The 22,461-nt window shown below is 48.3% G+C and carries 21 protein-coding genes; 4 read left to right on the top strand and 17 right to left on the bottom strand.

Features of this window, described 5'->3' with window-relative positions; all coding sequences use genetic code 11:
• Positions 1-4: 4 nt before the first annotated feature.
• From M654_RS02845 to btr, 9 genes are all read right to left on the bottom strand, one after another.
• The gene (locus tag M654_RS02845; protein ID WP_026589056.1) at positions 5-931 is read right to left on the bottom strand and encodes an isochorismatase family protein; all 927 of its coding nucleotides are present in this window, start codon (positions 929-931) and stop codon (positions 5-7) included.
• Positions 932-955: 24 nt separating this feature from the next.
• Complete coding sequence (locus M654_RS02840; protein WP_026589057.1) at positions 956-2,575, bottom strand: (2,3-dihydroxybenzoyl)adenylate synthase; 1,620 nt, start codon at positions 2,573-2,575, stop codon at positions 956-958.
• 16 nt (positions 2,576-2,591) lie between these two features.
• Complete coding sequence (gene dhbC / locus M654_RS02835; protein ID WP_026589058.1) at positions 2,592-3,791, bottom strand: isochorismate synthase DhbC; 1,200 nt, start codon at positions 3,789-3,791, stop codon at positions 2,592-2,594.
• 25 nt (positions 3,792-3,816) lie between these two features.
• Positions 3,817-4,596, bottom strand: coding sequence for a 2,3-dihydro-2,3-dihydroxybenzoate dehydrogenase (locus M654_RS02830; RefSeq protein ID WP_035428669.1), 780 nt, complete (start codon positions 4,594-4,596; stop codon positions 3,817-3,819).
• A gap of 186 nt (positions 4,597-4,782) precedes the next feature.
• Positions 4,783-5,631, bottom strand: coding sequence for an alpha/beta hydrolase (locus tag M654_RS02825; protein WP_026589060.1), 849 nt, complete (start codon positions 5,629-5,631; stop codon positions 4,783-4,785).
• A 36-nt stretch (positions 5,632-5,667) separates the two neighbouring features.
• Positions 5,668-6,687 carry a FecCD family ABC transporter permease gene (locus M654_RS02820; RefSeq protein ID WP_026589061.1) on the bottom strand — a complete coding sequence of 340 codons (1,020 nt, stop codon included), beginning with the start codon at positions 6,685-6,687 and terminating at the stop codon, positions 5,668-5,670.
• A complete protein-coding gene (locus M654_RS02815; RefSeq protein WP_026589062.1) occupies positions 6,680-7,687 on the bottom strand; it encodes a FecCD family ABC transporter permease in 1,008 nt (335 codons plus the stop codon). Before M654_RS02815 ends, M654_RS02820 begins: the two co-directional genes overlap by 8 nt.
• A 21-nt stretch (positions 7,688-7,708) precedes the next feature.
• The gene (locus M654_RS02810) at positions 7,709-8,662 is read right to left on the bottom strand and encodes an ABC transporter substrate-binding protein (RefSeq protein WP_026589063.1); all 954 of its coding nucleotides are present in this window, start codon (positions 8,660-8,662) and stop codon (positions 7,709-7,711) included.
• Between the two features lie 91 nt (positions 8,663-8,753).
• A complete protein-coding gene (gene btr / locus M654_RS02805) occupies positions 8,754-10,349 on the bottom strand; it encodes a bacillibactin transport transcriptional regulator Btr (protein WP_026589064.1) in 1,596 nt (531 codons plus the stop codon).
• Positions 10,350-10,669: 320 nt separating this feature from the next.
• Here btr and M654_RS02800 point away from each other — a divergent pair, with 320 nt between their 5' ends.
• On the top strand, positions 10,670-11,050 hold the full coding sequence (locus M654_RS02800; RefSeq protein ID WP_026589065.1) for a DUF5362 family protein: 381 nt from the start codon (positions 10,670-10,672) through the stop codon (positions 11,048-11,050).
• Between the two features lie 30 nt (positions 11,051-11,080).
• On the opposite strand, the gene M654_RS02795 is transcribed toward M654_RS02800, so the two are convergent.
• Positions 11,081-11,722 (bottom strand): NAD(P)-dependent oxidoreductase, encoded by a 642-nt coding sequence (locus tag M654_RS02795; protein WP_026589066.1) that lies wholly within the window; start codon positions 11,720-11,722, stop codon positions 11,081-11,083.
• 69 nt (positions 11,723-11,791) lie between these two features.
• The gene (locus tag M654_RS02790) at positions 11,792-12,193 is read right to left on the bottom strand and encodes an Rrf2 family transcriptional regulator (RefSeq protein ID WP_026589067.1); all 402 of its coding nucleotides are present in this window, start codon (positions 12,191-12,193) and stop codon (positions 11,792-11,794) included.
• Positions 12,194-12,346: 153 nt separating this feature from the next.
• On the opposite strand from M654_RS02790, the gene M654_RS02785 reads away from it, so the two are divergent.
• Positions 12,347-12,730, top strand: coding sequence for a GRAM domain-containing protein (locus M654_RS02785; RefSeq protein ID WP_026589068.1), 384 nt, complete (start codon positions 12,347-12,349; stop codon positions 12,728-12,730).
• A gap of 49 nt (positions 12,731-12,779) precedes the next feature.
• Here M654_RS02785 and M654_RS02780 read toward each other — a convergent pair whose 3' ends face one another.
• From M654_RS02780 to fdhD, 3 genes are all read right to left on the bottom strand, one after another.
• On the bottom strand, positions 12,780-13,259 hold the full coding sequence (locus M654_RS02780; protein WP_026589069.1) for a hypothetical protein: 480 nt from the start codon (positions 13,257-13,259) through the stop codon (positions 12,780-12,782).
• A 381-nt stretch (positions 13,260-13,640) separates the two neighbouring features.
• Positions 13,641-14,666 carry a GTP 3',8-cyclase MoaA gene (gene moaA, locus M654_RS02775; RefSeq protein WP_026589070.1) on the bottom strand — a complete coding sequence of 342 codons (1,026 nt, stop codon included), beginning with the start codon at positions 14,664-14,666 and terminating at the stop codon, positions 13,641-13,643.
• A 15-nt stretch (positions 14,667-14,681) separates the two neighbouring features.
• Positions 14,682-15,473: a formate dehydrogenase accessory sulfurtransferase FdhD gene (fdhD, locus tag M654_RS02770; RefSeq protein ID WP_026589071.1), complete on the bottom strand. Its 792-nt coding sequence runs from the start codon at positions 15,471-15,473 to the stop codon at positions 14,682-14,684.
• A gap of 243 nt (positions 15,474-15,716) precedes the next feature.
• Here fdhD and M654_RS02765 point away from each other — a divergent pair, with 243 nt between their 5' ends.
• Together M654_RS02765 and M654_RS02760 are read left to right on the top strand one after the other, a co-directional pair.
• On the top strand, positions 15,717-16,979 hold the full coding sequence (locus tag M654_RS02765; protein ID WP_026589073.1) for an L-lactate MFS transporter: 1,263 nt from the start codon (positions 15,717-15,719) through the stop codon (positions 16,977-16,979).
• A gap of 34 nt (positions 16,980-17,013) precedes the next feature.
• Positions 17,014-19,365, top strand: coding sequence for an FdhF/YdeP family oxidoreductase (locus tag M654_RS02760; RefSeq protein WP_026589074.1), 2,352 nt, complete (start codon positions 17,014-17,016; stop codon positions 19,363-19,365).
• 49 nt (positions 19,366-19,414) lie between these two features.
• Here M654_RS02760 and M654_RS02755 read toward each other — a convergent pair whose 3' ends face one another.
• From M654_RS02755 to spoIID, 3 genes are all read right to left on the bottom strand, one after another.
• Positions 19,415-20,107: a VWA domain-containing protein gene (locus M654_RS02755; protein WP_026589075.1), complete on the bottom strand. Its 693-nt coding sequence runs from the start codon at positions 20,105-20,107 to the stop codon at positions 19,415-19,417.
• 341 nt (positions 20,108-20,448) lie between these two features.
• Positions 20,449-21,129 carry a VWA domain-containing protein gene (locus M654_RS02750; RefSeq protein WP_026589076.1) on the bottom strand — a complete coding sequence of 227 codons (681 nt, stop codon included), beginning with the start codon at positions 21,127-21,129 and terminating at the stop codon, positions 20,449-20,451.
• 304 nt (positions 21,130-21,433) lie between these two features.
• Positions 21,434-22,450, bottom strand: coding sequence for a stage II sporulation protein D (gene spoIID / locus M654_RS02745; RefSeq protein ID WP_026589077.1), 1,017 nt, complete (start codon positions 22,448-22,450; stop codon positions 21,434-21,436).
• Positions 22,451-22,461: the final 11 nt, after the last annotated feature.

The following is a 22,461-nucleotide window of genomic DNA, read 5'->3' as shown; positions in this document are numbered from 1 at the left end:
TCCTTCATTGATAGTCTGCATTTGGCAGTGGTGCTTCTTTAGAGGAAGACAGCAGTCTCCACCAGTTTTCAATCGTCGGCTCCTCGGCAAGCTCAACAAATGTCACCTCTGCACCATTGCTCCGCCAGCGTTCAGCAAGGCTCATCATTCTAACCGAATCAAGCCCTCTGAAAATCAAATTCTCATTGTCCGTGATATCATCTGGTGATTCATAAAGAAGCGCAGCGATTTGTTCGCGGATCTTTTGCTTTGTCAGCATCTCCCCGGTTTGTTTGCCGTTTGCAGCACCCTGCCCGCTTTTCAGCTCGTTCAATAGATGTTCCGTGGTGATGGCGACAGCGCAGCGGTCGGCTGCATAAGAGATAGCCATTTCATGATGTTTTAAAGAAAAATCTGCGACAGCATCGCCTACAAAAAATGTTTCAATGTCTTGCATAAAGGCGTCACACGCTGTCATTAAACAGCCGATATGTGCGTAAACCCCTGTGATGATCAGCTGATCGCGGCCATGCTCTTGCAGGATGCCTAAGAGATCGGTTTTTCTAAAGGCGTTGTATCTCCACTTCGTCAAGACGATGTCGGCCTCATTCGGTTCAAGCTCGTCAACGATTTTCTGCTTGTCAGGCCCCGGACCGATTCCCGGACCCCAAAAGTCTTGGAGAAGCCCCCGCTCTTCCGGTGTTTGTCCGCCAGGCTGGGCCGTGTAAATGACCGGTATCCCAAGCTCAATACATATATCCTTCAGCTTTTTAATATGTCCGAAAAGCTCTGTCATCGGAGATTCGCCTAAATTGTAAGCATCGATAAAATATTGCTGCATGTCATGAATAAGAAGTGCGGCGCGCTTCGGATCAGGTGTCCATGACACCTTGTTCTTCGGCAAATCTGACGCTTTTGGCATTGTGTACGGTAAGATGGCAGGAATGGCCATCAACATCACATCCTCTCTTTTTGATCATTTTCGCGCTTTTGGCATCATTTTTTCAGCAATGGCCGCGCGCAATGCTTTTTTGCTGACTTTTCCTACTCCCGTCTGTGGAAATGCCTCTACCATTTCCACCCGGTCAGGTATTTTATATGCGGCAAGGCCGCGCTCTCTCAGGAAGGCTTTAAGCTCTGCCGGAAGAGGAGGAGTGCTGCGCGGAATGATGTAGGCGCACGTCCTTTCCCCAAGAAACTCATCAGGCATGGAGACCACCGCTGCGTCAAGCACACCTGGATGGGCAAGAAGATGATTTTCCACCTCTTCCGCCGCGACCTTTTCTCCGCCTCTGTTGATCTGGTCTTTGGAACGCCCTTCAACAATCAGATAACCTGATGAATTGACTTTGACCAGATCGCCCGTCCGGTAAAAGCCAGCGGCGGTAAAAGCTTTAGCATTGTGTTCTTCAGCTTTGTAATAGCCGCGAATCGTATACGGCCCTCTTGTCAGCAGCTCTCCTGTCTGCCCCGGCTCGACTTCGCGTCCGTTCTCATCAACGATCTTAATCTCATCAAACGGCGACATCGGCCGGCCTTGTGTATGGATTATGATGTCGTCCGGATCATCCAGTCTGGTATAGTTGACCAGACCTTCTGCCATGCCATAGACCTGCTGCAATGTGCAGCCGAACACCGGCTTTACACGGCCTGCTGCTTCGGCGCTGAATTTCGCCCCGCCGACTTGAAGAACCTGAAGACTTGTGAAGTCGTGGCGGCGCGCCGAAGCGGCTTCCAGCCAGATCAAAGCCAGCGGCGGAACAAGCGCGGTTATTGTGACGCATTCCTTTTCAATCAATGGAAAGGCTTCATCAGGGCTTGGCCCTTGAGCCAAAACGACCCGGCCTCCCGCATATAATGTTCCAAGCACACCCGGCGAGCTCAGCGGGTAGTTATGGGCCATCGGGAGCACGGCTAGATACACGCTCTTTTGATCAAGCCGGCAGATATCGGCGCTGATTCTCAGACTGTAAATATAATCATCATGTGTTCGGGGAATCAGCTTTGACAGCCCCGTACTTCCCCCTGACAATTGCAGAAAAGCGACATCGCCAGGGCTTACCTCCGGAAGATCGGCGGGAGCTGCATAAAGATCGCTGAGCGCCTGAAATTCTTCCGCATCACCGGCGACAATGACGCGGCTGAGTCCGGGAAGCTTATCGGAAACCTGTCTCGCCAGCTTGCGGTAGTCAAATCCTGAGTAAATGTCCGGAATGATATATGCGGCCGCTTCTGAAAACTCGCAAAAATACGTAATCTCGCTTTGACGGTGTGAAGGAAGGGCAAACACGGGCAGCGCTCCGATTCGAAAGAGGGCAAAACAAACCTCAAAAAATTCGGGTGTATTCGGCAGCTGTACGACGACGCGGTCTTCCTTTTGAATGCCAAGCTTTAAAAAACCAGCAGCTAAAAGGTCAGCTCTCTCATCCAACTCTTTATAGCTCAGATGGGAATCACCACATGTAATGGCGATTCGGCTGCCATGCTTGTCAGCCCGCTCCCTCAGCATCCCGCCAAATGTTTCGCCCCGCCAGCACCCCTCCTTCCGGTACTTTTCTGCAAATTCTTTCGGCCATGTCGGGCATCCCTTGAGCATATTTGATCTCCCCCTGTCATTCACTGTTCATTCCCATTGCACGAAGCATTGTGCGAAACTTTGCTGATGTCTCGGCCAGTTCGTCTTCCGGCTTTGACCCGGCGACAATTCCGGCCCCGGCAAACAGGCGAAGCGAGCGTTCCTCCGCCTCGGCACAGCGGATCGTCACCACCCATTCTCCGTCTCCTTCGGCATCACACCATCCGACCATCCCGGTGAAAAAGCCCCGTTCGAAAGGCTCAATCTCTTGAATGGCCTTTCTCGCTGCCTCTGTCGGTGTGCCGCAGACCGCCGGTGTTGGCTGAAGAGCCGCTGCTAGCGTCAACGATGAAATCGAATCGTCTCTGAGCTCTCCCGTTATTTCTGTAGACAGATGCCACATCGTTTCTGTGGTGATGAGAGACGGCTCCTCTGGAACATTCAGCGTTTTGCAGAACGGTCTGAGCCCCGAAGCGACCGCTTCTGCTACAACCGCATGTTCATGCCGGTCCTTTGCAGAAGAAAGCAATTCGGCTGCCCGCCTTTGATCTTCACGCGGATCACTGCTCCGGGGCCTCGAACCCGCCAGAGGATTGGCAGAAACACGAAGGCCGGATTTTGTGACAAGCAGCTCCGGACTGGCTCCAATCAATGTTTTAGGTGTTTCTGTATTCTGTGTGGACACATCGACGGCAAAGGTATATCCGCTGGAATTATGCCGGGTAAGACTTGACAGCAAATCTTCGATATCGATTTTTTCCGGTGATGCCAAATGCAAGGACCGGGAAAGGACGATTTTGCTGAAATCGCCTGCGGCTATGCCCGCTAATCCGCGCTTCACTCCACTCATATATTCCTCCGGTTCAGGAACAGACTGAATCTTGTAATCATAAGCCAATGCAGCAGACTCAGGCTCATCTCCGGCAAATCTGAGCGGTCCCGCAAACCGGACCGCCTCCGGCACGGTAAGCCGCACAGGCTTTGTTTCATCAAAAGGGACAGCTCCGACTAAGAGCGGGCGGCTTTGTCCCGCCTGTTTGGCTTGTTTGAGAAGCGCCGCAGCCCGCTGAGCCAGATTTTCCATTTGGTTCAAGCCCTCCGCTTCAGAAACTGCGGCAAACACGCCTTCTGCAAGGATGGTTCGCTCAGGAGAAGAAAAAAAGAATGAATTCCCTGTCCGATATTCCTTTAAAAGCTCTTCAGCAGGCGCTTCAGAGACAATATCACGTTCCATCATTATCAAAACCTCCTTTAATTTCAGGTCAGGCCCCCAGAGTGGCTCCCCCATCAACACGCAAATCATGCATCGTTATGTGGCTAGCCCGGTCAGACAGCAAGAAAACTACGGCATTTGCAATATCCGAAGGATAAGCTAACTTCCCGAGCGGAATCCCTGTCTTAAATGTTTGAAGCGATCCGGCAATGACGTCCTGAGCGGCGTCCTCATCCGGCCAAAGCGCCCTTTGCATCGGCGTATCCGTCGATCCTGGTGAAACGATATTGCAGCGGATATTGTACTCGGCAAGCTCAAGCGCGAGACACTTCGTAAACATTAAAGCCGCCGCCTTGGATGCCGCATACGCGGACATCTGTATTCTCGGTACAGCCGCTGCATTGGAACCGACGGTCACAATTGAACCGTTTCGGCGCGGAATCATACGGCCGGCAACTGAACGGGAGACGTTAAAAACGCCGGTGGCATTGACATGAAACGTCTTCTCCCAATCTTCATCACGAAATGATGCGATCAAGCCGGTTCTCAAGATTCCCGCCACATTGACCAGCATGTCGATCGGGCCAAGATCACGCTCCACCTTGTCCACAAGCTGTTGAACGGCGGCGCTGTCACCCACATCAACGACAAAACCGGCAGAATGAAAACCTTTTCTCTCCAGATCTTTCACAAGCTCATGAAGCCCTTCCCCATTTTGATCTGCTGCCGCTACAATGACTCCTAGTTCTGCAAGCGTCCGGACCACCGCTTCGCCAATTCCCTGGGAAGCCCCGGTGACTAAAGCAACCTTGCCTTTCACACTTATCATTCCCTTTCTGAAATCCGAATCATAGCAATAAATGATAATGATAATCATTATCGTTTAAAAATATAATATACCAGTAAATGCTAACGGTCAAATCCTTTTCCGCAGGCTGCTATGGTATATTTCTCAATCTGTCTATTCTTCTTATGATGAAAACCCGGGCGCAGCTTCTGCGCCCGGGTTTGCGCATCAGCCCTGTCCCTCAGGGCTTAACGCAAACCGCAATGCTCTATTGATCAGAACCGGCAAAACCGATATGTGGCCTTCTCCCGCAAATTCATGAAACTCTGCATGAACCCCGTGGCTTTCAAAGGCCGATAAACGCGAAGCCAGCCGTTCCGCATTGTCATTCATCCCGCTTTTATGCGTCTTTTCGAGTTCTCCCGCTCCAAGCAGGACATTGACGTTGACACCGGTCTTTTCCAATCGGGAAACAAAATCACAATCTTCGTCAAAAAAAGACGGGTTCCAATGAATGGACGGACTGCCGGCAATGTATGTCTGAAATAAATCGGGCTTTTTATACAGAACTTGCAGGACAAAAAGACCGCCAAGGGAATGGCCGAAAATCGCCTGCCTCTTCCGATCAACGGAAAAATCGTGTTCGATCATAGGCTTGACCCGTTCTTCAATGAACGTCAAAAAAGCTTCGGCTCCGCCCGGCTCAGGCCACCCCTTTCCATCAGGCCTTTGAGGCAGATCTCTCACTGAAACCGGCAGCGTAAAATCATAATAGCGGCCCGGATCAAATGGAGCATCCGTCTCATAGCCGATACCGACGATAACCGCCGGCACAACCCCGGTTTTGTCGGGACGGCGGGCTTGAACCCGCACCGCCTCGACCATCGTTCCGAACACTGAATTGGCATCAAGCAGATAGATGACCGGAAACCCCTCGGGAGGCGCTTCTCCAACCGGTTTAGCGATCAAAATCCGGTAGGTGCGTTTCCCGTCTATTGACTGCATCAGACGCTGCTCTGTACCGGGGATCGTCACCGGCGCAGCTTTGCCGGTCTGATCATGTTTCTCTTGGACCAAAAGGTTTCCCCTCCCCCTCTATGAGAAAAGAGACAGTTAATGAACCGTCTTTTTCTGTTTAAACAGCAAGTATAAGAAATAAGGCACACCGAAAATGGCGAGAATAATCCCCGCAGGAACCTCTGACGGCTGGAACAGCAATTTGCCGGCAAAATCGGCGCACAGCACGAGAAACATGCCGACGAGTCCGCTTAACAGCAATGAATGACGGTGCAGAACCCCCGCCAGCCTCCGGGCAATATGCGGGGCAATTAAACCGACAAAACCCATGCTGCCCGATATCGCCACACACGCGCTAATAATTCCGACACAAGCAATAAGCAGCACGATTTTTTCAAAGTTCGCAGATACGCCAAGGCTTTTAACGGTATCTTCATGAAACCGAATCGTATCGAGAAGGTTGCTCTTTGCGATCAGAAACGGAATCAACAGCAGAAGCCATGGCAGTGCGGCTTGTATATACGTCCAGTTCGCCGACCAGATGCTGCCGTTTTTCCAAACCATCGCCATTTCATGATCATTGGGATTCATCTTCAATGACAGGTACAGCGAGACAGCGCTGAAACCTGAATTGATGGCTATCCCGACAAGAATGATCCGGCCCGAGTCCAAATTTCCGCCGTGCCAGGCAAAGATAAAAATGAAAACCGCCGCCAAAATCCCGCCGATCAAGCCGAACAACGGCATTCCCATAGCGGTCAGAAGGCTAGATGCTTCCGTCTGGCCTTGAAACAGCAGCATATAGCCGACAATGGCCGCGCCGGCCCCGGCGTTTATCCCCATGATGCCTGGGTCAGCAAGTCCATTTCTGGTCATCGCTTGAATCACGGACCCGGCAATCCCGAGGCCAAGGCCGACAAGAGCAGCCGTCACAATCCGCGGAAGCCTTAAGTCAAACAGCAGGATGCTGTATTGCTCATTCGGATTGATTTGAAAAAGTGTCGATAACAGCTCCACGGGATGGACGGAAAACGCCCCTATTGTGATGCTGAAATAACAAACCGCAAGAATCAGGACAATGAAAACGGCATAGATGGCCGCTACTTTTTTAGGCACGCTGCTCCCCTCCTTTTCGCTTAATCAAATAAAGGAAGAAAGGAACGCCGATAATGGAGGTGACAACTTCAATCGGTGTCTCAAATGGGTAATTGATCAGCCTGCTGGCAATATCGGCCATTGTCAAAAAGATTCCGCCGATGATGCAGGAACAAGGAATGAGACGACTGTAGTCCGAACCGACGAGAAAACGGGTAATGTGCGGTACGACGAGGCCGACGAAGGCGATTTTCCCGGCCAAGGCGACAGAACTTCCCGTCAGAACCACAACCGCAGCCATCGCAGCCAGCTTGACGGCCCTCTTCTGCTGTCCAAGGCTTTCGGATATATCGTCCCCCAATGATAAAGCCGTCACTTTCCTGCCGAGAAAAAGAGCCAGGATGATGCCGAACGTCAAAAAAGGCACCGCATATTTCAAAAGATCAGGACTCATTTGATGCAGCCTTGCACTGTACCAAAAACTGATATCCTGGGATATTTGAAAATATATCGACATCGCCGCTGACACACTGCTCAACAGCATGCTTGTGACCGTACCGATAATGGCAAGCTGAACGGGCATAAAACCGTTCGGAATCACCGCGGCCAGGCCGAAGACAAGCCCCGCCCCGACAGCGGAGCCGATAAATGAATATCCCATCATTTCCAGAGACGATGATTGCGGAATCAACACCATCAAGAGCGTGATCATGAAGGCTGAACCATCGGAAACCCCCATAATCGAAGGAGAAGCCAGATAGTTCCGGGTGATCCCCTGCATCAGCGCCCCGGATACGGCCAGCGCCGCTCCGATCAGGAGGGCGCCGGCGGCACGGGGCAGGCGGGAATGCCAGATGATCTGATGATCTGTATTGTTCGGGTCAAAATGCAGAAGTGCCGAAAAAATCACTTCCGGCTGAAGCTGCTTTGCGCCGCAGCATATCGACAGAAAAACAGCCAGTACCGCGGCAAACGGAGCTGCGATCATAATGATGCGCGTCATTCGCTTTGAAGAATCCATAATTGAAAAACCTTTTCTATATTAGTTTTGCGACAATTTCTCTGATGCAGCTTTTAAAAATTGTACTTTGCTCCACGCTGTTCCTCCCTGTGCGAGCGGATCTACGGCATTGACAAATACATGGTCTTCTTTAACTGCCGTGATACTTTTCCAAATTGGATTTTTCTCCAGATCTTTCAGCGCATTCGGCTTATCCGCGTTTTCATCATCGGAAAATTGAACAAACATATAATCCGGATTCATCTCGCTTAGTTTTTCAAGTGAAATCAGTTCCTGGGCTTTGGCTGCCTTTACTTCGTCCGGAGCCGTGAATCCGAGCTCACCGTATAAGGTGGAGTTGAAAAACATGTTTTCCGGATAGATAAATACGTTTCCTTGTCTGATGCGAACAACGACAACTTTTTTATCCTTTACGGTTTTCTCAAATTCGGTTTTTGTTTCTTTTAGGTCTTTCTCATAATCTGAAATGATCTGTTTTGCTTCATCCTCTTTCCCGGTCAGTTCAGCCAATAGGTTTAAATTGTCTTTCCAGTTGGATGAAACGTGTGTCACAGGAATCGTCGTAGCGATGTTATCAAGCTTTTTCACCACTTTTTCGGGAAACTTTGTTGAAGCGAGGATAACATCCGGCTTCAGCTCAAGGATTTTTTCCAGATTCGGTTCGGTTTTTTCACCGATGGCAGTTGCTTGATCCGTGATGCTTTTAAACAGCTCCGGGAATTTCCCTGAGAAGGAAATCGCACCGGCCGGATGAACATCGAGCAGCTTGGCGTCTTCCATCGATTCCACACTTCCCGTAATGACGATTTTGTCAGCCGGGACTTTCACCTTATATGTATGATCGAGGTATTGGATGCTTTTCTCAGCTGATTCGGAGCTCTTTGCATCACCGCTCGCCTTTTCTTTGCTGTTCCCGCATCCTGCCGCAGCAAAAGCGAAAAGCAGAATCAATATAAAAAACGAAATTTTTTTCATTTACTAAAGACCCCCTGATTTAATTGATAACTATTATCAATTAAAATTATAGGAAAGCCTTCTCGATAACACCATGGACAATATCCGGCAATTAAAATGAATTTTTTCCGGACAACAGGCTGGCAGCCTGGCGAACAATCCGGCCATGGCTGCAGGCGGAATATTCACGCCAAGGATCAGATTTTACTTGATAGACCTGCTGCTGGCGCACAGCCTTCAAGTCCTGCCACTGAGCCGACTGCTGCATCTGCTGGTAAAATGCCAGTGTTTCCGGCTCCTTGAAAAGAAAGATCATGATGAAATCAGGCTGACAGGCCGCAATCGTTTCCAGAGAAATCACCCGGTCTGTCGGCTCCTTCAATGAAACTGCCGGCTGAAAGCCCAAGTCGCCAAAGAACACATCACTGACTGAGCGGTTATGAGCGAGGTAAATATCCTGCTTATGAAGCCGTAAAAACAAAAAGGTCTGTCCCCCGCATCGCGGATCAAGCTGCTTTTTCACCGTTTCCGTCTGCCGCTCATAGGACGCCAGCCATTTGCGGGCTTCCGCTTCTTCATTCAGATGTGAAGCCGTCAGCATGAAATGTGTCCTCCAGTCTTCCTCTGAGGGGAGATAGATGACATCGGTTATCTGATCCAGCTGCTCACGTTCTTCTTTTGAGACGCTGTCCATGCTGATGATCAGCTCCGGGGCGGCCTCGCACAATGTGCTCAAGTTTTCCTCCCATGGTTCATGGTAGCGGTATGCGCTGAGATGCACCGGAATATCCGCGGCATAATGCTTATAATAATAGGATGTCCACTTCGGGTGCAGCGGGGCGGCATAAGGTATGAGATGGAGCGGAATGAGCTGTCCGATCGTGTTCTGTCCGTAAGCGGCCAATTTCCTGCGCCTTTTTTTCATGTAAACCGTCGGCGATAAACCGGTGTGCTTTTTAAATGTGCGGCTGAAATAAAATTCATCCTGGTAGCCTGTTTGACCTGCAATTTCCCTCAGTTTGTAACTGGATTTGGCCATCAGCTGTTTCGCTTTGGTCATCCTCATTTCCGTGATGAACTCGGTCACGCTTTGCCCGTACAGCTTTTTGAATGTTTCGCTGTAATGCTTCGCGCTGATTCCGGCCATTTGCGCCAGCTGGTCGAGGGTGATGTGAGCATCTGAATGGGCTTGAATATATTCCTTTGTTTTGGCGATTGCTGATGCCGTATCTGCGGGATGAACCAGTTTTGCAGAGTAGATGTCGTATAGAAGAAGCTGCAGTTCAGCCTGGCACTTCATCTCCTGAAGCCCCGAAGAGGCCGACCATAAAGCGTGAAGTTCCTGAAGACGGGAAGCAAGATTTCCGACCGGATGAACATTCATCATCTGCAGATCGGAAAAGACGTCGGGATTCGTGTCCGCCACCAGTGTTTGCCGCTGTTCGTCACAAACATACGCCTGCAGCCTGATGAGATACATACTGATTTCATCCGATGAAGCCGTAATCCCGAACGTTTCATAAGGCGGGCAAATATAAAGCGTTTCTTTGTGAAGCGGACTTCCCGCCGTTTGAATGTCGATTCTTCCTTCTCCCTTTAAAAGAAATATAAAGACGAAAGAATCAGCAAGCTGCTGTTCATTTGGAAGGTCGCCGGTTTTTTTGATATGTTCGATTTGGACGAGACGATAGATATACGAGGATTTCATGGAAAACCGCCTTTCTAAAAACCAATCAAATATCATCCTGAAAATAAAAAAGCCCCCCTGAACAAAATATGGTAAATTGGTTGCGGACAAGCCTACAAAATACCAGTTTGCGAGGTGCATTTTCACAGTCAAATATAGCTGAATTTGCTTCTTACGATTTACTATAACACAATCTTTTTTTTTGTGGAATAACATATGCAGACCATTGGCGTTCTTTAAAATATATTTAAAAATTTATATTTATCATTCCAATCATCTTTTCACTCGTGTATAAAAGAAATGTATTCATCATCCATTTTTGAAAGGTGTGAACCAGCATATTGGAAATTTCGGAAGTCATGAAAAAATATCTTCAGACAATCGCTAAGTGGGGAAAACCGACGGGCGTCTTGATGATCATCGCCGGCGGCCTTTTTGCATTATTCGGCCTGCCTTTATATGTCATCGGCTCAGTCCCCGGAATTTTGTTGATTGTTTCGGGAACCTTTTTGTTTAAATCCGCGGACGCCGCTGCGAAAATAAGGGAAAAACCGGCGGCGGAAATGAGCGAAGCTTTTTTGGAGCACTACGCTAAGTTTCTGAAGTGGCAGTTGTTCCACCTCATCGCAGCCATTGTAATCATTCTATTGATCATTTTCGCTTTTCTGATTCTTGTGGTGATGGGGGTCATGACTGAGCTTCACTTCAGGACACAGCTATAAGATAAAACGGCCTTTAGTCAGGCCGTTTTATTATTCCGCTTCACCGACAACAGTGAAACGTTCATTGATATGTTCGCCTTTTTCAGCTTCATCGACAACTGCAATGGCGTAGTCTGCATAACTGACATAGCTTTCGCCGGCGGTATTGACAATCAAGTTTTCCCGGCCTTTTTTGTATGCCCCCGTCCGTTTTCCTTCCGGATTGAAGAAGGCCGCCGGACTGATGAATGTCCATTTCAACCCGTTCGCTTCTTTTAAATCCTCAAGATTTTGACCTTGATTTTTTGCCGTTGGCCAGTATTCTTTAGGGAAGTCAGGCGTCTCATAAAGCCGGGTTGTTTTTTCTTCATCGACATAAAGGCTGCCCGCTCCTCCAACGACGATTAATCTCGTTTCAGGAACGTGCTGAAACAGTTCGATCAGCTTTCTTCCCGCTTCAACATGTAGATGCTCCTGCCCCGGGGCCGCTCCAAATGCGTTGACGACAACATCAAGGTCTCTGATATCGTCAGGTGTCAGAGCAAAAACGTCTTTTTCAATGACGGCTGCTCCGCTTTGTGCGATCTTGGATGCGTTTCTGACAATTGCCGTCACGTCATGTCCCCTTTCCGCCGCTTCTTTTAAAATCAGGCTGCCCGCTTTGCCGCTTGCTCCGATAATACCGATTTTCATGATAAATACCTCCATTTTTCTTTTGTAACTTATTTTGTTACATGTAAGCGGTGAAAAATCATCTCTTGTTTAAAAGAGATGAGTTAATACGTCTTTAAGAGACTTGCTCGCCAATTCATTCTCCATCGCCTGCTGGACGCTGTGAAATGTTTGGTCAAGCGTTGCTTGAATTTGCTTGCCGACCGGGCAGTTTGGATTCGGTTTTTCATGAATCGCAAATAGCTCTTCCTGCGGTTGAACCGCCCGATAAATATCCAGGAGCGAAATTTCTGCGGGATCTCTTTTCAAGCTTGCTCCGGCTACTCCGGGCCGCGACGAAAGAATATCAGCTTTTTTCAGCTGACTGATCATGCGCCTGATCACAACCGGATTTGTATTGACGCTGGCTGCGATCATTTCTGAAGATTCCCGCGGATTCGCTGCGATCAAGGACAAAATATGAATGGCCACTGAAAGACGGGTGTTTACCATATGATTTCACCACCGATGTAATAATTATAGTTACAGGTATATTTTTTGTCAACTCCTATCTTATACTTTCTTTTTTCTAGAATAAACAGTTATTTTCTTTTGAAACCTATTCGTCTCACCATTCGTACCTATACTAGAAGGGAGTGTTTTCCAATGAAAGATATCCAGGAAGGAAAAGCGGCCATCCAAAGCCGGCTTGAACCGGATGAAGAAGTGAAGGCATCCATTCTTTGCACTTATAATGCGAAAATGTACGCTCATGCCTCGCCTTACAGAGGCATTCTTGCGGCGACGGACAAACGGCTGCTGTTTTACTCTTCCCTGTTTGGGTCGCCATTTTTCCTTGACATCCGCTATGATGCGATTTCATCTTTCCGCCGTGAGAAAGGGCTTGTGACACGCGAAGAGCATATTGTGGTGATGAACGCCGGAGAACGGGAAGCTTTTCAATATTTTAACGGGTGTGATCATTTAGACACGTTTATCAAAGCCGTACAAAAGTTGGACCGGCTTCCCCAACATATCATGCACGTTTAAAGCCGTCGGGGGCTTTCCTCCCCGACTTTCCGCTTCCATCTGGACAACGCTAATGGTTGGTTTCATACTTTTCCCCATACTTCAGCACTTGATAAATCGCCATGCCGTCTGAAAGATGATTTTCTGAATATCTCACAGGAATCAGAGCAAACACTAAGTAATAGGTTGAAAAATAAACAAACTGATAGAGAAAAATACTTTCTGCCAAAATATCATGTATGATCAGCGAATTCACAATAAAGATAGACGCCAAATTAAATATGGCCCCTCCCGCATAAATCAGCGCATGTGTATACCGGTTATCATATTTTAAATCACTGTAATTGCAAAATGAATCCATAAAATAAATGCTCCTGATCTGAATCACCCCTATCTTGATCAGCTTCTTTCCCATCCCGACCTCCAGATCAGGCTTGCCTCCAAAAATCAGCACCATAAAACTGTGGCCAAGGGCGTGAAGGACAGAGACAGCGGGAAAGACGAGCAAAAAAGACCAAAAGAATGTGATGATATCGCGAAATCCAAACATCAAACCACCCTTTCTTCTGCAAATGTTTTTTAAACTTTTCCTCCCGCTTCTTTTTTTAAACCTCGGGATACACACAGAAAAGGAAGCAAACATTGTTTGCTTCCTCCAGATTGTGACAAAATCGTAAAACGGTTTAAAGTTTTACGATTTTGTCATCCTTTCAGCGTGACCCTCAACCCTTGCAGTCTAGGAAGGGCGAGCATCGGAGCAGACTTTCACAGGATGTGATGACGGCGGCGTTCAGGCAGGACGCCTGCACAATAGCCGTCGATCCTCGTTATTATTATTCGTGAGCACCGACTTAACAGGCCTGACAACGAATGCGAGGGTTTGTCGACACGCTGAAGAAGCAAACATTGTTTGCTTCCTCCTGAACCGGTTTCACCCGCCGATATAAGACATTTCAACCTTTTTCCTCGGCTCCGCTTTTGATAAGGCGCGGTCAAGGGAATATTGATCCGCACGGCTGAGCCAAACCGACCGGATCGCCTCGATAAGCTCCTGATCGGTTTGTCCGCTTCTGACCAATGTTCTTAGATCATAGCCGCTTGACGCAAACAGGCATGTAAAAAGCTCTCCTTTCGCCGACAGCCTTGCCCTGTTGCATGTCGCGCAGAAAGCATCGGAGACTGAAGAGATAAACCCGATTTCTCCGGAGCCATCCCGATAACGGTACCGTTTCGCCACTTCTCCTTTGTAATTCGGATCGATCGGTTCAATCGGCATGTCTTCGTTGAGAATATGGATAATATCAGCTTTGGTGACGACCGACTGCCGATTCCATTCATTCGTATTGCCGACATCCATAAATTCGATGAATCGCAAAATATGGCCTTTTTCTTTAAAGTAGCGGGCCATCGGCAGGATATCTTTTTCATTGACGCCTTTTTGTACGACCATATTGATCTTGATACCGAGCCCGGCTTGTTTTGCAGCTTCAATGCCTTCAAGAACTTTGCCGACGGAGACCCCTCTTCCGTTTATCGTTTTAAAGCGTTCATCATCAAGTGAATCAAGGCTGATCGTGACCCGCTTCAGACCGGCTTGTTTAAGCTTTTCGGCATAGATGGGCAACAGGACGCCGTTCGTTGTCATCGCAATATCGCGAAGCCCCGGTATGCGGGACAGCTTTCCGACCAGCTCGGGCATATCCTTTCTCATCAGCGGTTCTCCGCCTGTAAGCCGGATTTTTTCAACACCGAACGAATGGACAAACAGCTTCGCCAAACGTTCAAGTTCTTCAAAGGAAAGGAGCTCATTCTTCGGCAAAAACGGAAAATCCTTTCCGAAAATTTCGGCAGGCATGCAATACGTACACCGGAAGTTGCAGCGATCGGTGACGGAAATTCTCAAATCCCGAAGAGGCCGGTCTTTCTGATCCAAAATAGGGTTCTTGTTGGCAGTCATTAGCATTGCCTCCTTTTACGAGAGTCGTATTCGCTCGTGATGTGTGTATACATTAAATGACTGGTTCCTCGCAAAACCAATCATCATGATATTCAGCTCCTCGGCCATCTGAATGGCAAGCTCGGTCGGTGCGGACTTGGAAATGACCGCAGAGACGCCGATTTTTGCCGCTTTTAGCAGCACTTCAGACGAGATTCGGCCGCTGAATACGATCAGCTTGTCCCGGACCGGAACCTGATGCAATAAACAAAATCCGTACAATTTATCCAGCGCATTGTGCCTTCCAATATCAGACCTCGTCGCGATCATTTTGTCTGGGGTGCACAAAGCGGCGTTGTGAACGCCTCCCGTATGCTGAAAAAGCTTGCTGTTTTTCTGCATGTCACGCATAAGCGCCAAACAGTTTTCAGGTTTGATCGTTACATAATGAAGGGCGGTTTTCGCCGTTTTGACATCCTGCTGGAAATAAAAATGCCGCCCTTTCCCGCAGCAGGACCCAATCACCCGCTTCGTGTAATCTTGAAGCCGAAGCTGATTTGAGCTGACAAGATCGACATATGCGAAACCAAGACTTTCGTCTATTGTAAACCTTTTAATCTCTTTTTTAAATCGGATAACCCCTTCGGATGCCAGAAATCCAATCACAAGTTCTTCCAGGCTGTCCGGCGAACAAACCAGTGTGACGAACTCTTCGCCGTTCACCATTACAGTCAAGGGGTACTCTGTCGCCATCTGATCCTCTCGCTGCACAAGCTCTCCATGATCATACCGGAAAACGCTGCGGCTTGTTGTGATGTTTTTCCCCATTGGTAACCCAGCCCCTTTTATATCTTTCATTATTTATTACTATACTCGTCTATCATGATACTTCACAACTCCCAGGTCAAATTTGGAAGCTTCATCTTGTTGATAGTTTGAAAATATGATATTATTTTTAAAAATTCACAAAATAGACACTTTTCTATCGATATGCGCCAATCACTGCTCCCAAACTCCTCAACCAGCTTCCGTTTTACAAACAGTTTTTTCATTTCCACAGGAGGACCTGACATGAAAAAAACAAAAAACAGGTGGCTCATCGCTCTTTGTGCGGTCGGAATCCATTTATCCATCGGGTCTGTGTATGCATGGAGCGTGTTTACAAATCCGCTTGCAGACCAATTCGGCTGGAGCCTGAGCCAAATCAGTCTGACGTTCAGCATCGCGATTTTATTTCTCGGCCTTTCAGCCGCATTTTTAGGACATTTCGTTGAAAAACACGGCCCCAAAAAAGCCGGTATGCTCGCGGCGTTTTTCTTCGGTATCGGTGTGACCTTTTCCGGGGTCGCCGTTCAGCTCGGCTCCCTTCCGCTGCTCTATTTGTTTTATGGCGTTTTTGGCGGCATCGGCCTCGGTGTCGGCTATATTACGCCTGTCTCTTCGCTTGTGAAATGGTTTCCGGACCGCCGCGGCCTGGCTACGGGGCTGGCCATCATGGGATTTGGCTTTGCGGCTTTGATCAGCAGCCCGATTATTCAGCTTTTGATCAGCCATACCGGGATTTCCAACACGTTCTTTATTCTCGGTATCTGCTATTTTGCGGTGATGATGCTCTCTTCCGTTTACCTTGCTCCTCCTGAAGAAGGCTGGGTGCCGAAAGGGTATTCTCCCGCAGCAGGAAGGACGGTCCGTCATCTGGATTTATCGCAGCTGACGGCAAACGAGGCCATTAAGACGAAACGGTTTTATTATTTATGGCTTATGCTTTTCATTAATGTCACGTGCGGAATTGCCATCATTTCGATCGCATCTCCGCTCTCCCAGGAAAGCGCGGGTTTTTCCGCAGCCGGAGCCGCCGCGCTCGTTGGCATTTTGGGTGCGTTTAACGGCTTCGGACGCATCGGCTGGGCTTCCGCATCGGATTATATCGGACGGCCGAATACGTATACCGTCTTTTTCGCCATTCAGCTTATTGCTTTTCCGCTGCTGCCGTTTGTTGCAGATCCAGTCATCTTCTCTGGCTTGATGGCGCTGATCTATACGTGCTATGGAGGCGGCTTTGCCGCCATTCCGGCATATATCGGCGATTTATTCGGGACAAAGCAGCTCGGCGCCATCCACGGATACATGTTAACAGCGTGGGCGGCAGCCGGACTTGTGGGGCCGATGTTCTCATCTTGGATTCGCGATGTAACGGGAAGCTACAGCCAAAGTCTGACGGTTTTTTCCGTCCTGTTCGGCATCGGACTGCTCCTCTCGTTTTTCATCAGGGCGGATATGAAGCAATTGAGAAAAAGAGCAGCGGTCCAAATCTCAAGTTCAGCAAAGGGATAATGCACTTATAAAGCCGGAAAGGAGAGCGGTGTAAATGGGAAAAACGAAGCACCAAGGTCCAATGAAATTAAATAAAAAACCGGCGCCAAAACTCTGGGCATCCTGGGCGCCGATGGGTCTCGGCAAGGTAAAACCAAAGCATATCAGAGATACGATGAAAGCCGCCTGGGATAATAAAGACAACTTGACATATGCCTACAGAATTTTGACAGAGGGCGTTTGCGACGGCTGTGCGCTCGGCGTCTCAGGCTTGCGCGACCAAACGCTCACAGGCCCCCACCTCTGTACGACGAGGCTGAATGTGCTGCGCCTGAACACAATGCCGGAGATTGAGGGGAAATGGCTGTCGGCCGATATCGAACAGCTTCGCAAGCTGGACAGCACAGAACTCAGAAAACTTGGGCGCATCCCTTATCCATTATCAAGAAAAAAAGGCGCGTCCACATTTACGAGAATCTCTTGGGATGACGCGCTCAGCCGAATTGCCGACAAAATCAAGTCGATTGATAAAAGGCAGCTCGCCTTTTACTTAACCGCCCGGGGCATCACGAATGAAGTCTATTACACAGCGGGAAAAGCGGCCCGCTTTATCGGTACGAACAACATTGACAATGCGTCGCGGATTTGCCACTCACCAAGCAAAACGGCATTAAAAAGGTCGCTTGGAATCGGCGCCTCCAGCTGCAGCTACCGCGACTGGATCGGGACGGATGTCCTCGTGTTTTGGGGTTCTGTCGCCGCCAATAACCAGCCTGTATCGACAAAATATATGTACGCCGCCAAAAAAGCGGGCACGAAAATCATTATGATCAACCCGTACAAAGAACCGGCCATGGAAAATTATTGGATTCCATCGATAGCTGAAAGCGCACTTTTCGGCACGAAAATCGCTGATGACGTATATCAGGTCAATATCGGCGGTGATATTGCCTTTATGAACGGTGTGATGAAGCACTGGTTTGACATGGAGCGGGAAAATCCCGGTTCAGCCATAGACCGCGCCTTCATCGATACACACACAAACGGCTTCAGAGAGCTGAAGCAGCATATCGCAAAGCAACGATGGGAAGAGCTTGAAGCATCGTCCGGCTTATCGAAGGAAAGAATGAAAGAGTTTGCCGTACTGCTTGCAAAAGCCAAAACCGGCGTCTTGATTTGGAGCATGGGACTCACCCAGCACCGCTTTGCGACAGACAACATTTCCCAAGTGGCGAATCTCGCGCTCTTGCAAGGATTCATCGGCAGAACACATTGCGGCGTCATGCCGATTAGAGGCCACAGCGGTGTGCAGGGATCCGGTGAAATGGGAGCCGATCCTTTCGTTCTTCCCGGCGGTGAGTTTGATGAAGAGAATGCGGCCCGCCTTGAGAAACTTTGGGGTTTTGACATTCCGAAATGGCAGGGCGACACGATCGGCCAAACGATTGAAAACATGCTTCTCCCTGATGAAAGCCGAAACAAAGTAAAGGTTTTTTATACGAGCGGCGGAAATTTTTTAGAAACGATGCCGAATCCGGATTTTATCGAGAAAGCATTGCAGGAAGTCGAACTGAGGGTTCACCAGGATATCATTTTCAATACATCAACACTTGTCGATGCAAAAGAGGAAGTCATTGTGCTTCCGGCCATGACGAGGTATGAACAGCCTGGCGGCGGCACCTCGACAAGCACAGAACGAATGGTCTATTTCAGTCCTGAGATTAAAGGGCCGCGTATCGCTGAAGCCCGGCCGGAATGGGCTATTTATGTTGATCTTGCCAAGTGCGTCCGTCCTGATGCGAAAGAACTGATCGATTTTCCAAACGCCGCGGCCATCCGCGAGGAAATCGCTCAAGCCAACCGGCAATATGACGGTATACAGCATCTGAAACATCGCGGGGATGTCTTTCAATGGGGCGGGGCATGGCTTTGTGAAGGGGGCATTTGTCCGACAGCCGACGGAAAAGGACAGCTGATTCCTGTCGAGCTTCCGGAAAACAGGCGAACAGAAGGGCAGTTTCGAGTGACGACAAGGCGGGGAAAACAATTTAATTCGATGATTTATAGTGAAAAAGATCCGTTCAATGCCGCGGACCGCTATGATGTGATGATCAATGAAAAGGATGCAGAGGATCTCTTTATTCAGAATGGAGAAGCCATCGTCCTGTTCAACCGCTTCGGAACCTTTCAGGGGCGGGCGAAATTTGCCAACGTGAAGCGCGGTAATACAGCGGTTTACTGGCCTGAAGGAAATGTCTTGATTCCGAAAGGTGTTTATGAAAACAATGCCAAAATTCCGGAGTACAATACAATGGTCATGATTGAAAAGGCGGAAATCTTCCATTCAAGAAAAGACAGCCGCTATAAAGAGAAGCGGATTGAAGAGCTTGAAATGACGACCGATTAAATGAGATGGGAGACGGCGGGTATAGCGCCGTCTCTTATTTCATGCGGAATTACTTGGACATTTTGACGCCTTCTTCTTTCCACACGTTTTTAAACTCATTTGCTGATTCAGCCTCAATCAGTTTGCCGCCTCCGGCTTTCGCTACATTTTTCAGCTTTTCTTTTTCTTTTACCGTTTTCACATCTAAACCGACGATGTTCACGATTGTTTTAATATTTGATTCACGGAGATCTTTTGCCGCTTTTACAGGGTCTCCCCCGCAAGTTTCTTCACCATCCGTCACGATGTAAACATAATTTTTGCCGTCTTTATCCGCAAGGTCTGCTTTTACATCATAAAGGGATTTGGCAATCGGAGACCATCCGGTAGGTTTGATGCCGCTTAAAGAATCCTGGAAAGCGTTTGCTGAGAACGGCTGCAAGTCATAGATCGTTTCAGTCGTTCCGCATGACACTTCTTTTCCGGAGTTTTTATTATTGCCTTTATGACCGAAGACATTGAGCATGACATTCGCATCGCTAGGAAGCAGATCAGCGAAGTCGGTGACTGATTCTGTGGCAATGTCGAATTTTTTCTCTCCCTCAATTCTTTGCGCCATACTTCCGCTTGCATCAAGAACCACGGCGACATTGACATCCTTTTTGCCGCTATCTTGAGTATTGCCGTTTTCGGCTGCGAAAGCCGCCGGCGTCAATGACAGAAGCATGGTGAACGTCGTCAGCAAAGTCAACCTTTTTTTCATCATGATCACTTTCCTTTCCCTCTTGTTTTTGGACCGGCTGTTCCTGTCCACCAACATCGTAAAAGAAGACATGGTAGAAATAAATAGGCCGACTCTCCCTTTCAAATTCACAAATTATTCATATTCTGTGCGCTGATAGAACGGCAGTTCCCCTTAGGTCCTATCAAAAAAGTCCGCTAAAAAGGGCATGATCTTCCCAATAAAACACAGAGCTCAGCAAATAACCCCTCCAAAGGACGCAGAGGGGTTCATCGTTCTGACATCATAACTTAACATTTGTAACGTGCTTCACCGGCATTTTAAAAGCGGGCTGCGGATTTGTTTCCGCAGCTTTTTCCACTTTATTTAGTAAGCTCGGCCGCTTCCTGGGTAAAGATCTTTTGAATGTCGTTTCTGGTTTTGGCTTGGAAATACTCCCCGCCGCCAGCTTTTGCGATGCTTGTCAACTGTCCATGGAAATCTCCTTCATAATCGAAGCCGATGACATTGACGACTGTGTCACGATCTGATTTGCGCAATTCTGTTGCTACTTTTACCGGATTTCCGCCGCATGTTTCTTCACCATCTGTCAGCAGATAAACAACGTTTTTGCCGTTATTGTCCAGCTGGTCAAAAGCATTTTTCGCATCTTGAAGGGCATTTGCAATCGGTGTCCAGCCCGTTGGTCCGATTCCGTTTAACGAATTGCGGAAGCTTTGCTCATCATATGTTTGGAAGCCGTACACACCTCTGATGGCATTGCAGGACTGCACTTTGCCAGAGTTTTTATTGTTTCCCTCTGAACCGAAAACCCGCATGAGCACATTTGCGTTTTCAAGCTTTGAGCCGAAGCTGAACGCTTCATTTTTGGCAAGCTCATATTTTGAAACCCCGTTGATTTTTTTCGCCATGCTGCCGCTCGCATCAAGCATGATCGCAATGTTTGGAGCACTTGCTTCCTGCTTCTTTTCCGCAGCGAAAGCAGGTGTTCCCAAGCTTAACACCATGGCTGTCAAAATACCAATTGTCAGTTTCTTCTTCATTCTCCCTTTCCCCTTTCATGATAAAGTCGTCAACACATTATTATCGTAGAAGAACACTGGACAGAAATAAATAGGGCATGTCTCCTTTTCCTTGTCATTCATTTCCGCACACAACAATTTCTTGAAATGGTTATTAACACCTGATTGAGCACAAGCAGACGGCAGATTAACGGTCTTTGGACACTGTTTATCAGCCCCTTCGGCATATTATTTTGAAATATTTGTATGAAGCTGCCCATGTCAAAAGCGTTCATGATGATGACATATATGCCAACTAAAAAAACGCTCCCAGGGGAAGCGCCTTTTATTTTTTCGCCATGTATTTATTTAAAAACTTGTCAGCGTTGGAAATAGCCGTGCCTTGGTAATAATATTTGACGATGTCTTCCGCTTTCTTTCCTTCCTGCGCCATATAATGGGCTCCGTATTGGCTCATCCCCACTCCGTGGCCATAGCCCCGCGTTGTCACGATGATCTGGTTCCCTTTGCGCTTCCATTCAAAATCGGCCGACTGAAGCCCAAGTTTTTCCCTAACGTCTCTTCCCTCTATTTTCTTCCCGTTGATCACGACGTTTGCCACGCGTTTTCCGGGCGTCCGACCGGTGATTTCCCCGATGCTGTTGGAATCCGAGAGCTGGACACCGAGCTTTTGTTCGAACTCCGCCACCGTAAAGGTCTTATGGTTTAAAAACTTAGGGGATTTGCGGTCCCAGGCACTTTTTACGCTTTTCAGATACGGAATATCACTTGTCCAATAGGCTTCGGCATTTTCAGTATAGCCATTGCTTGTGGAAAAAAACGATGCGTCAATCGGCTTATGATTGTAGGTTAAAATTTTGCCTTGTGTGCTGGCAACGGCTTCGGTCACCTTCTTTATCTTCCAGTCATAATCCTCTTTCCAAATTTGCCGAAGCTCTGATTTGCTTTTATACACCTGGAACATCTGGCTATCATCGACAAGCGAGCCTTTAGGCGGCTGCACAGCCTGATCCGATACCATCTGTCTGACGATGTAAGTGCGGGCTGCAAGCGCCTGTGCTTTTAAAGCTTCGATGTTAAAATCAGCCGGCATTTCTGAGGCGACAACCCCCATGACATACTCTTCTAACGGAATGTCTTCTACTTTCCGGTCAGCCGTTCTATAGACCGGAATCGAAACGGGAGACTCTTTTAATATTGCTGTCTTCTTTTCCTCTTTTTGTTCAGTCTGCCTCTCTGAGATTTGCGTCCCGGACTCTCCTTTAAAAGGAAGAACAAGCAGGGTTGGTACGAGTAAAATCAGCATGCATATGCCTGCTAGTACAATCAATAGCTGTTTCAAATTAGCTGCCC

Origin of the sequence: Bacillus sp. NSP9.1 (assembly GCF_000465465.2) — a bacterium.
GTDB lineage: Bacteria > Bacillota > Bacilli > Bacillales > Bacillaceae > Bacillus > Bacillus sonorensis_A.
The sequence above is the reverse complement of the archived record's forward strand: the minus strand, read 5'-3'. Positions and strand labels throughout refer to the sequence as shown.